1 protein-coding gene is annotated in these 460 nt (G+C 45.2%); it reads right to left on the bottom strand.

The window, feature by feature from the left end; all coding sequences use genetic code 11:
* Positions 1–460, bottom strand: a 460-nt coding sequence (locus K0040_RS22525) for a fimbria/pilus outer membrane usher protein (protein ID WP_228110461.1), incomplete at both ends; no start/stop codon positions are given.

The raw sequence follows: 460 nt of genomic DNA, 5'->3' as shown, positions 1-460 counted from the left end.
GAAGGTGATTGTGCATGAAAGTCCTTGTTGCTTATCAATTGCTACATTAACCGATGGCGGTACTTCATTGGCGCGAATAAATAACTGGCTTCCCTGACCGACAACGCCAATATTATGACCATGGATATCATTGACTTCATAACCAAACATTAATGGTTGCCCATCCGCTCTTAACGCTTTTATAAACCAGGGCTTGCGCTGATTGGTATCAAAATTAACCAGTACAACCGCGCCGCGATAAGGGGCGGCAATTTTCCGGTTGCCACGTAATTCTGCTTCGCTATCGCTTTGCGACACATCCAGCATCAGGTGATTTTCCCGATAAGGTGTCATTCCGTCGTATACCACCACTCCATTACGGTTTGTTGTGCGATATTTTTGCCCATTGACATAAGCATCTTTAATTCCTGGCGCATTCATCACAGCAAACGTTTCGGAAAGACGGTTCGCCAGATTAACG

This window comes from Terrisporobacter petrolearius, assembly GCF_020748185.1.
Lineage (GTDB): Bacteria > Bacillota > Clostridia > Peptostreptococcales > Peptostreptococcaceae > Terrisporobacter > Terrisporobacter petrolearius.
Note: the sequence above shows the minus strand (reverse complement) of the source record. Positions and strands in the feature narration are given on the sequence as shown.